The sequence below is a fragment of the Albidovulum sp. genome, from assembly GCF_041919395.1.
Taxonomy (GTDB): Bacteria; Pseudomonadota; Alphaproteobacteria; order Rhodobacterales; family Rhodobacteraceae; genus Albidovulum.
Map to the genome: position 1 here is coordinate 1 of NZ_JAYRTX010000112.1, position 9,258 is coordinate 9,258.

The following is a 9,258-nucleotide window of genomic DNA, read 5'->3' on the forward strand; positions in this document are numbered from 1 at the left end:
CGGGACCCTTCTGCAACATCGACTGCAGCTATTGCTACTACACGGAAAAGACGGGTCTCTATCCCGACACCGCGAAGTTCCGGATGCCGGACGAGGTGCTCGAGCGCTATACGCGCGCGCACGTCGCTGCCCAGGCCGCGGCGGGTCTGAACGAGGTGACCTTCTACTGGCAGGGGGGCGAGCCGACCGTGCTCGGCATCGACTTCTTTCGCCGCGCGCTGGCCGTGCAGGCGGCCCATCGGCCGGGCGGCATGACGATTCGCAACGCCATGCAGACGAACGGAACCCTGATCGACGCCGACTGGGCAGCGTTCCTCGCCGCGAACGGGTTCCTCGTGGGTCTCTCGCTCGACGGCCCGAAGGCGCTCCATGACCGTTACCGGCGCGACCGCGCCGGCCGGCCCACGCACGACGCGGTGCTGCGCGGTCTCGGCCATCTGCTCGACTCCGGGGTCGAGACGAACATCCTCGCCACGGTCCACAGCGCCAACGTCATCAAGCCGAAGGAGGTCTACCGCTTCCTCGCCGGGCTCGGCGTGCCCTGGCTACAGTTCATTCCGGTGGTGGAGCGGTCCGGGGCTTCGGGGCGCCTGAGCGGACCGCCCCAGATCGACACCGATGCCGCCGCCTCCGTCACCCGCTGGAGCGTCAGCCCCGCAGCCTACGGCAAGTTTCTCTGCGATGTCTTCGACCTCTGGCACCGGCGCGACGTGGGGCGGATATCGGTCCAGCATTTCGACGTGATGCTCGGCATTCTCCTTGGCGGGCCGGCGTCGCTCTGCGTCTTCGCGGAGCACTGCGGCGGGGGACTCGCGCTCGAACACAACGGCGACGTCTATGCCTGCGATCACTACGTCTATCCCGAGTACCGCTTGGGCAACCTGATGCGGGACGACCTCGGCGACCTTGCGTCCGCGCCGGCGCAGCGCGCCTTCGGGGCGATGAAGAGCGGATCGCTGCCCCGCCAGTGCCGCGAATGCCGGTTCCGCCGTGCCTGCCACGGCGGCTGCCCCAAGCACCGCTTCGCGGTCACGCGCGACGGCGAGGCGGGGCTCAACTACCTCTGCGCGGCCTACCGCCGCTTTCTCGCCCATGCCGGTCCGCGGCTGTCCGAGATTGCGGCTCGTGTGGCGACCGGTGCGCCGCCGCAGCCGCCGCGATGACGGGGCGCGGGACGCTCAGGTGGCGACGTAGCGGTCGCGCCGGTGGTTCACCGCGATGACGAGGTTCACGACGAGGGCGCCAAGGGCGGAAATGGCCACCGTGACCGCGTCGCGCAGGGCGAGCGCGATGGCGAAGATCACCAGATCGACCAGGAGTTGCGTCCAGCCGGCACGGAAACCGGTCTTGTCCTGAAGATAGAGAGCCACGATGCCGACGCCGCCGAGGCTCGCCCCGTGACGGAAGAGCGCGAGCAGCGCCGAGCCCGAGATCGCACCGAAGAGCACCGCGCCCACAACGGGGTCGAGATGGGCGAAATCCACCCAGCGCGGGAAAAGCATGACCAGGCCCGACATGAGGCCGACGGCGAGGAAGGTCTTGAGCACGAAGACGGCGCCGATCCGGCGGTAGCCGAGCCAGTAGAACGGCAGGTTGACCACGAAGAAGACCGGGCCGAACCCCCAGCCGGTGGCGTAGGAGATGAGGACCGCGAGGCCCGCCGTCTGGCCCGTCACGAGGCCGAGATGGGTGAGGATGGTGATGGCGAAAGCCGCCATGCCGGCGCCGTAGGCAATCCCCTGGGCGTCTTCGAGCAGGCTGTGGCGGTTCGGATCGGTCATGGCGGGGACATGCGCGAAATCGGAGCGGAGGTCCAGAGGCCGTGATCGGGCTTCTTCACGGGGAAATTCCCCGGGAGGGTCCGGGAGGGCAGTGCCCTCCCGGCGGGTCGCGCCCCTGACCTGATCCGGGGCAAAACCGGCTCAGGCCAGCGCCTTGTTCAGGTATTCGTCGACCTTCTCGAGGTAGCCCATCGTCGTCAGCCATTTCTGGTCCGGTCCGACGAGGAGGGCGAGGTCCTTGGTCATGAAGCCGTCCTCGACCGTCTGCACGCAGACCCTTTCCAGCGTCTCGGCGAAGCGGGCGAGTGCCGCGTTGCCGTCGAGCTTGGCGCGGTGCTTGAGCCCGCCGGTCCAGGCGTAGATCGAGGCGATGGAATTGGTCGACGTCGCCTTGCCCTGCTGGTGCTGGCGGTAGTGGCGCGTGACCGTGCCGTGGGCGGCTTCGGCCTCGACGATCTTGCCGTCCGGCGTCATCAGGACGCTGGTCATCAGGCCGAGCGATCCGAAGCCCTGCGCCACGGTGTCGGACTGCACGTCGCCGTCGTAGTTCTTGCAGGCCCAGACATAGCCGCCGGACCATTTCAGCGCGGAGGCGACCATGTCGTCGATCAGCCGGTGTTCGTAGGTGATGCCCTTCTTCTTGAACTCGGCTTCGAACTCCTCCTCGTAGACCTTCTGGAAGAGGTCCTTGAAGCGCCCGTCATAGGCCTTGAGGATGGTGTTCTTGGTGGAAAGGTAGACCGGCCAGCCGAGGTTCAGGCCATAGTTCAGCGAGGCCCGCGCGAAGTCGAGGATCGAGGCGTCGAGGTTGTACATGCCCATGGCGACGCCAGCGCCCGGCGCGTCGTATATCTCGCGCTCGATCACGGTGCCGTCCTCGCCCGTGAATTTCATCGTCAGCTTGCCCTTCCCGGGAAAAAGGAAGTCGGTCGCCTTGTACTGGTCGCCGAAGGCGTGGCGGCCGACGACGATGGGCCTGGTCCAGCCCGGCACGAGGCGGGGCACGTTGCGGCAGATGATCGGCTGGCGGAAGATCACGCCGCCGAGGATGTTGCGGATCGTGCCGTTGGGGCTCTTCCACATCTGCTTGAGCTTGAATTCCTCAACCCGCGCCTCGTCGGGGGTGATCGTCGCGCATTTCACCGCGACGCCCACCTCCCGCGTCTTCATCGCCGCGTCCACCGTCACCTGGTCGTCGGTGCGGTCGCGCTCCTCGATGCCGAGGTCGTAGTAGAGAAGGTCGATGTCGAGATAGGGCAGGATCAGCTTCTTCTTGATGAAGTCCCAGATGATCCGGGTCATCTCGTCGCCGTCCATCTCGACGACGGGATTCGCGACCTTGATCTTCGACATTTGGGTTCTCCGCCTTCGGTTGACTTGCTGGTGCGCGTCATAGCGGAAATCGCGGCACCGGGAAAGATGGTATGCGGTTGTATACAGAAATTGCCCGCGGGTTCAGAAGAGCCAACGCCCGAGCGGCGTCGGCAGCAGCACGAGCCCGATTGCCGCCGCGCCGGCAAAGCCCGCGAGCCCGAGCGCGATCGAGCCGAGATCGAAGGGCGAGATCCGCAGCAGGACGGCCAGCACGAGGACATGCAGGAGATAGACCGCCATCGACAGGTCCGCCGCGAGGCGGGTGGTCGCCGTGCCCGACACCGGCCTGAGGAGCGCGACCGCAATCAGGGGCACGGCGACGTAAAGCTGCTGGCCGCCCGCGAAGCCGCCTGCCTCGGCCGCGAGCCCGAGCACGGCGGCGGCCAGCGCGGTGAGGCCGAGCCAGAAGGGCTCCGCGCCCGCCGCTGCGAGAGCCATGCCGAAGAAGACCGCCGGCACGTAGCCGAAAAAGACCTCGATGCCCGGCGCAAGGCTGGCCGGGTCGACGAGGAAGAGCCAGAGGCCGGTGCCGACCGCCGCGAACGGCAGGGCGACAGACGGCCGTGCGGTCCCCGGCCAGGCGCGGCGCACGGCGGCAACCGCAAGCGAGGCCAGGAAGGCGAAGGGCAGGAACCAGAGCGGCCCCATGGTGCCCGCGGGCGGGAACCATCCGGCGATCGCCGGCAGGAGCGGCTCGTGCGTCGCGGCGGCATCGGCGAGCCTGAGACCGAGGTAGACGGCCGCCCAGAGGAGGAAGGGCCGCAGGAGCCTTCCGGCCCGGCGGCGAACGAGCGAATCGAAGCCGCCCCGGTCGGCACCCGCCATGGCGAGAAGCCCGAGCGTCGCGGCAAAGATGCCGAGGGCCGCGGGCATCAGCGCGCCGCCGGGGGCCTTGGCGTGAAAGAGCACGATGACGAGGGCCGCGGCGAGCCGGAGCAGGTCGAGCCCCGCGTTGCGGCCGGCCCCGGCGTCGAGCCGCGCCGCCGGCGACCGGCCGGCGCCATCGGCGCGCCCGAGGCGAAGTGCAGTTCCGTCCAATGCGACCTCCGTGCGCCGCCCGCCGAGGCCCACCCGGGCGCGAGACTAGCCGAGACCCGCCCGCGGGAACAACGACAAATTCAGCCGAAGAAGGGTGCTATCCGGGCGCGGACATGGGCCCAGAGCGCCGGCGCGCCGCGCGCGACCTTGACGCCGACGCGGCTTTCGACCTGATCGAGCGTGACGTTGTAGTCCGCCCAGCTTCCGCCCCCGGCGGCGTGGTTCAGGAGGACCGGCTGAACCCTGTCGAGCGCCTTGGCGAAGATCGAGTCGGGTGTCGCGGCTGCTTCGAACTCCTCCCAGAGCGCGCGGAGGTCGCGGCCGATCTCGGGGGGAAGGAGGCCGAAGATCCGGTCTGCCGCCGCCGTTTCGGCGGCGCGCGTCGCCTCGGACCCGTGCGCCTGCCCGTTCGCGCAATGGATCGGCACGTCGCCCACGTCGATTTCCACAAGATCGTGCAGGATCAGCATTCGGATGACCCGGTCGATCGAGACGTCGGGGCCGGCCTGGTCGGCCAGCACCAGCGCGTGGAGCGCGAGGTGCCAGGAATGCTCGCCCGAGTTTTCGCGGCGCGAGCCGTCGGCGAGCGGCGTTGCACGCAGGACCTGCTTCAGCCGGTCGGCTTCGAGGAGGAACGCGACCTGGGCGTCGAGGCGGGCGAATGCGTCCGGCGGGGTCATTCCCCGGCCGCTGCCGCCGCGCCGCGGGCGCGCCGGAGCTTCGTGGCGAGGAAGGCGCGCGCCTTGGCCTCCGCCCGCTGGGCGCGGATGGCGGCCATGTAGGCTTCCTGCAGCGCCGAGGAGGAGGCCTCGACGATCTTGTTGATTTCGTTGACGATCGATTCGTCGCCCGTCTCGGCCACGGCCTTCAGCACGTCCTGGGCGAGCGCGATGCCAAGCTCCTCGGTCGTGGGCATGGGATCACCGCGTCTGTTCGCCGAGCCGGCGGCGGACGTAGTCCTGCACATGGCCGATCAGCGGCACCATGTGCTCCGCCTCGTTCTCGAAGAAATGCCCCGCGCCCTCGATCTGTTGGTGCGTGACGGTGATGCCCCTCTGTTCGCGCAGCTTGCCGACGAGGTTCGCCGTATCCTTCGGCGGCGCCACCCGGTCGGCGGTGCCATTGATGATGAGTCCCGAGGAGGGGCAGGGGGCGAGGAAGGAAAAGTCGTACATGTTCGCCGGCGGCGAGACCGAGACGAAGCCGGTGATCTCCGGCCGGCGCATGAGAAGCTGCATCCCGATCCAGGCGCCGAAGGAGAAGCCCGCGACCCAGCAGTGCTTGGAGTTGGGGTTGAGCGCCTGCAGATAGTCGAGCGCCGAGGCCGCGTCGGACAGCTCGCCGATGCCCTGGTCGTATTCGCCCTGGCTGCGGCCGACGCCGCGGAAGTTGAACCTGAGCACGGTGAAGCCGAGCTCGTGGAAGGCATAATGGAGCCGGTGCACCACGCGGTTGTTCATCGTGCCGCCGAACTGGGGGTGCGGGTGCAGGATGATGGCGATGGGCGCGTCGGGCTGTTTCTGCGGGTGGTAGCGGCCTTCGAGCCGGCCTTCGGGGCCGGCAAAGATCACTTCGGGCATCGCCTGTCTTCTCTCGTGCGGGGGCCTCGCGCCGTCGATTTTGGCAGAGCCATTCTTGACGATTTCGCTCAGGCACCCTAGAACTGTTCTAAACGCCGGCGAAGGCCGGCAATCGGGTGGCAAGGAGTTAAGCGCGCTTGCCCCCCGCGTCAATGTCTTTGCGGGTGGACCGGCCATGAAACTCTCGACCAAGGGTCGCTATGCGATGGTGGCGCTCGCCGATCTGGCGACGGTGGGAGACGACCAGCTTACCTCGCTCGCCGCGATCTCCAAGCGCCAGGACCTTTCGCTGCCCTATCTCGAACAGCTTTTCGTGAAGCTGCGTCGTGCCGGGCTGGTGGAATCGGTGCGCGGGCCGGGTGGCGGCTACAAGCTGGCCCGCGACCCCGCCGACATCCGGGTGAGCGAGGTGCTGGAGGCGGTGGACGAAACGGTCAGCGCGCTGCACACCGGGGCCGGCGCGACCGGCGGCGTGTCGGGAAGCCGCGCGCAGTCGATGACCAACCGGCTCTGGGAAGGGCTCTCTGCCCATGTCTATGTCTTCCTGCACCAGACGCGGCTGTCCGACGTGATCGGCAACACGCTGAAACCCTGCCCGGCGGTGCCGGCGCTTTTCCAGCTGGTGGACGAATGAGCGGCCGGGTCTACCTCGACTGGAATGCCACGGCGCCCCTGCGGCCCGAGGCGCGGGCGGCGATGGTCGCGGCCTGCGACGTGGTGGGCAACCCCTCCTCGGTCCATGCCGAGGGGCGGGCGGCGAAGGCCGTGGTCGAGCGGGCGCGCGAGGAGGTGGCGGCGCTCGTGGGCTGCAAGGCCCGCGAGGTGATCTTCACCAGCGGCGCCACCGAGGCGGCGCGCGTCCTTGCGGGGCCGCCCGAGGGGCACAACGTCTACGTTCAGGACACCGCGCACGACTGCCTGCTGGCGCACTGGCGCATGGATGGCGCGGCGGCCTCCGGCCACACGCTGGCGATGGGGCTTGCCAACAGCGAGACCGGGGTGATCACCGAGCCGCCGGCGAAGGGCGCCGAGGGCTATCCCTGCGGCGCGGGGCGGGCGGACTGGCTTTTCCTCGACGTGGTTCAGGCGGTGGGGCGCGTGCCCTTCGCCTTCGGCTGGTCGGGGGCCGACATGGCCATCGTCTCGGCCCACAAGATCGGCGGGCCGAAGGGCGTGGGGGCGCTGATCCTCCGCGAGGGTCTGGAGATCGCGACCCTGCAGCCCGGCGGCGGGCAGGAGACGGGGCGGCGGTCGGGAACCGAGAACGTGGCCGGCATCGCGGGCTTCGGCGCGGCGGCGCGGGCGGCGCTGGCGGACCAGGATGCCGGCGCCTGGGAGGGCGTGGCCGGCTTGCGCGACCGGCTGGAGGCGCGGGTACAGGAGGCGGCGCCGGAGACGGCGATCGTCGGCCGCGGCGGCCCCCGGCTTCCCAATACCTCCTGCCTCGTGACCCCGGGGTGGAAGGGCGAGACGCAGGTGATGCAGATGGACCTTGCCGGCTTTGCCGTCTCGGCCGGGTCCGCCTGTTCGAGCGGGAAAGTGCGGCCGAGCCGGGTGCTGAAGGCGACGGGATTCGACGATGTGGCGGCGGCCTCGGCCATCCGCGTCTCGATCGGGCCGAGGACGACGGAGGACGAGATTGACCGGTTTGCCGCGGCATGGCTCGCGGCCCGGAGGCGGTTCGCCGCGCGGGCCGCGTGAAGTGCGGCCGCCAAGGGATTGACAAATAAGGAAAGATCATGGCGCGAAAGATGACAGAGACGGCCGAGCTCGAGATCCGCGAAGGCGTGGACCGGGAAACGGTCGAAACCGTCCAGAGCATGGGCGCCTACAAGTACGGCTGGGAAACCGAGATCGAGATGGAATATGCGCCCTTGGGCGTGAACGAGGATATCGTCCGGCTGATTTCGGAAAAGAACGGCGAACCGGACTGGATGACCGACTGGCGGCTCAAGGCATTCGCGCGCTGGAAGGAGATGGAGGAGCCGCGCTGGGCGATGCTCCACTACCCCGAGATCGACTACCAGTCGCAGTACTACTACGCCCGGCCGAAGAGCATGCGGGAAAAGCCGAAGTCGCTCGACGAGGTCGACCCGAAGCTTCTGGCGACCTACCAGAAACTCGGCATCCCGCTGAAGGAGCAGATGGTCCTCGCCGGCATCGAGGGGGCCGAGGCGGCGCCGGGCGATGCGCGCAAGGTGGCGGTGGACGCTGTCTTCGATTCGGTCAGCGTCGGCACCACCTTCCGCGAGGAGCTGAAGAGGGCGGGCGTGATCTTCTGCCCGATCTCGGAGGCGATCCGCGAGTATCCCGACCTGGTGAAGAAATACCTCGGCTCGGTCGTGCCGCAGTCCGACAACTTCTTCGCGACGCTCAATTCGGCGGTCTTCTCGGACGGCTCCTTCGTCTACATCCCGCCGAACACCCGCTGCCCGATGGAGTTGTCCACCTATTTCCGCATCAATGCCGAGAATACCGGCCAGTTCGAGCGCACGCTGATCATCGCCGACAAGGGGAGCTATGTCAGCTACCTCGAAGGCTGCACGGCGCCCAAGCGCGACGTGGCGCAGCTTCACGCGGCGGTGGTGGAGATCGTGATCCTCGAAGATGCCGAGGTGAAATATTCCACCGTCCAGAACTGGTTCCCCGGCGACGAGGACGGCAAGGGCGGCATCTACAACTTCGTCACCAAGCGCGCCGACTGCCGGGGCGACCGGGCGAAGGTGATGTGGACGCAGGTCGAGACCGGGTCCGCGATCACCTGGAAGTATCCGTCCTGCATCCTGCGCGGCGACGACAGCCAGGGCGAGTTCTATTCCATCGCCATCGCCAACAACCTGCAGCAGGCCGACACCGGGACCAAGATGATCCATCTTGGAAAGAACACCCGCTCCCGCATTGTTTCGAAAGGGATTTCTGCTGGTCGTGCGCAGAACACCTATCGCGGTCTGGTGTCGATGCATCCGAAGGCGAAGAACAGCCGGAACTACACCCAGTGCGACAGCCTGCTGATCGGCGACAAGTGCGGGGCGCATACCGTGCCCTACATCGAGGTCAAGAACAATTCGAGCCGCGTCGAGCACGAGGCGACGACCTCGAAGGTGGACGACGACCAGCTCTTCTACTGCCGCTCGCGCGGGGTGGGCGAGGAGGAGGCGGTGGCGCTCGTCGTCAACGGCTTCTGCCGCGAGGTCTTGCAGGCGCTGCCGATGGAGTTCGCCATGGAGGCGCAGAGCCTCGTGGCGATCAGCCTCGAAGGCAGCGTCGGATAGGCCATGAATCCCTGGGAGAAGACCGGCATGATCGTCACCACCACGCCTTCCGTCGAGGGCCAGAAGATCACCCGCTACCACGGAATCGTGACCGGCGAGGCGATCCTCGGCGCCAACATCTTCCGCGATCTTTTTGCGGCCGTCCGCGATGTCGTCGGCGGCCGTTCGGCGGCCTACGAGCAGGAACTGGCGCGGGCGCGGGAAACGGCACTC

11 protein-coding genes are annotated in these 9,258 nt (G+C 68.2%); 5 read left to right on the forward strand and 6 right to left on the reverse strand.

Annotated features, from left to right (window positions below):
- Positions 1–1,163 (forward strand): anaerobic sulfatase maturase (locus ACMUOO_RS15105; RefSeq protein WP_413855681.1); only part of this gene is annotated, 1,163 nt, incomplete at its 5' end.
- Positions 1,164–1,178: 15 nt separating this feature from the next.
- Here the strand turns inward: ACMUOO_RS15105 and ACMUOO_RS15110 are convergent.
- The 6 genes from ACMUOO_RS15110 to ACMUOO_RS15135 form a co-directional block, all read right to left on the reverse strand.
- A complete protein-coding gene (locus tag ACMUOO_RS15110; RefSeq protein WP_301918773.1) occupies positions 1,179–1,781 on the reverse strand; it encodes a YitT family protein in 603 nt (200 codons plus the stop codon).
- Between the two features lie 141 nt (positions 1,782–1,922).
- Positions 1,923–3,134: an NADP-dependent isocitrate dehydrogenase gene (locus ACMUOO_RS15115; protein WP_301918774.1), complete on the reverse strand. Its 1,212-nt coding sequence runs from the start codon at positions 3,132–3,134 to the stop codon at positions 1,923–1,925.
- 102 nt (positions 3,135–3,236) lie between these two features.
- Complete coding sequence (locus tag ACMUOO_RS15120) at positions 3,237–4,193, reverse strand: acyltransferase family protein (protein ID WP_301918775.1); 957 nt, start codon at positions 4,191–4,193, stop codon at positions 3,237–3,239.
- 80 nt (positions 4,194–4,273) lie between these two features.
- Positions 4,274–4,873: an HD domain-containing protein gene (locus ACMUOO_RS15125; RefSeq protein ID WP_413855682.1), complete on the reverse strand. Its 600-nt coding sequence runs from the start codon at positions 4,871–4,873 to the stop codon at positions 4,274–4,276.
- The gene (locus ACMUOO_RS15130) at positions 4,870–5,109 is read right to left on the reverse strand and encodes a hypothetical protein (RefSeq protein ID WP_301918777.1); all 240 of its coding nucleotides are present in this window, start codon (positions 5,107–5,109) and stop codon (positions 4,870–4,872) included. The genes ACMUOO_RS15125 and ACMUOO_RS15130 overlap by 4 nt, the downstream gene beginning before the upstream one ends.
- Positions 5,110–5,113: 4 nt before the next feature.
- Positions 5,114–5,773, reverse strand: coding sequence for an alpha/beta hydrolase (locus tag ACMUOO_RS15135; protein WP_301918778.1), 660 nt, complete (start codon positions 5,771–5,773; stop codon positions 5,114–5,116).
- 175 nt (positions 5,774–5,948) lie between these two features.
- On the opposite strand from ACMUOO_RS15135, the gene ACMUOO_RS15140 reads away from it, so the two are divergent.
- From ACMUOO_RS15140 to ACMUOO_RS15155, 4 genes are all read left to right on the forward strand, one after another.
- A complete protein-coding gene (locus ACMUOO_RS15140; protein ID WP_301918779.1) occupies positions 5,949–6,407 on the forward strand; it encodes an Rrf2 family transcriptional regulator in 459 nt (152 codons plus the stop codon).
- Positions 6,404–7,474, forward strand: coding sequence for a cysteine desulfurase family protein (locus ACMUOO_RS15145; protein WP_301918780.1), 1,071 nt, complete (start codon positions 6,404–6,406; stop codon positions 7,472–7,474). Before ACMUOO_RS15140 ends, ACMUOO_RS15145 begins: the two co-directional genes overlap by 4 nt.
- Before the next feature lie 50 nt (positions 7,475–7,524).
- Positions 7,525–9,045 (forward strand): Fe-S cluster assembly protein SufB, encoded by a 1,521-nt coding sequence (gene sufB, locus ACMUOO_RS15150; RefSeq protein WP_301918781.1) that lies wholly within the window; start codon positions 7,525–7,527, stop codon positions 9,043–9,045.
- 27 nt (positions 9,046–9,072) lie between these two features.
- On the forward strand, positions 9,073–9,258 hold a 186-nt coding region (locus tag ACMUOO_RS15155), incomplete at its 3' end, for a heavy metal-binding domain-containing protein (RefSeq protein WP_413855683.1).

Bases quoted from the DNA above. Each gene is read 5' to 3' on its own strand.
- ACMUOO_RS15110 (WP_301918773.1), bottom strand. From the start codon at position 1,781: ATGACCGATCCGAACCGCCACAGCCTGCTCGAAGACGCCCAGGGGATT.
- ACMUOO_RS15115 (WP_301918774.1), bottom strand. From the start codon at position 3,134: ATGTCGAAGATCAAGGTCGCGAATCCCGTCGTCGAGATGGACGGCGAC.
- ACMUOO_RS15125 (WP_413855682.1), bottom strand. From the start codon at position 4,873: ATGACCCCGCCGGACGCATTCGCCCGCCTCGACGCCCAGGTCGCGTTC.
- ACMUOO_RS15130 (WP_301918777.1), bottom strand. From the start codon at position 5,109: ATGCCCACGACCGAGGAGCTTGGCATCGCGCTCGCCCAGGACGTGCTG.
- ACMUOO_RS15135 (WP_301918778.1), bottom strand. From the start codon at position 5,773: ATGCCCGAAGTGATCTTTGCCGGCCCCGAAGGCCGGCTCGAAGGCCGC.
- ACMUOO_RS15140 (WP_301918779.1), top strand. From the start codon at position 5,949: ATGAAACTCTCGACCAAGGGTCGCTATGCGATGGTGGCGCTCGCCGAT.
- ACMUOO_RS15145 (WP_301918780.1), top strand. From the start codon at position 6,404: ATGAGCGGCCGGGTCTACCTCGACTGGAATGCCACGGCGCCCCTGCGG.
- sufB (WP_301918781.1), top strand. From the start codon at position 7,525: ATGACAGAGACGGCCGAGCTCGAGATCCGCGAAGGCGTGGACCGGGAA.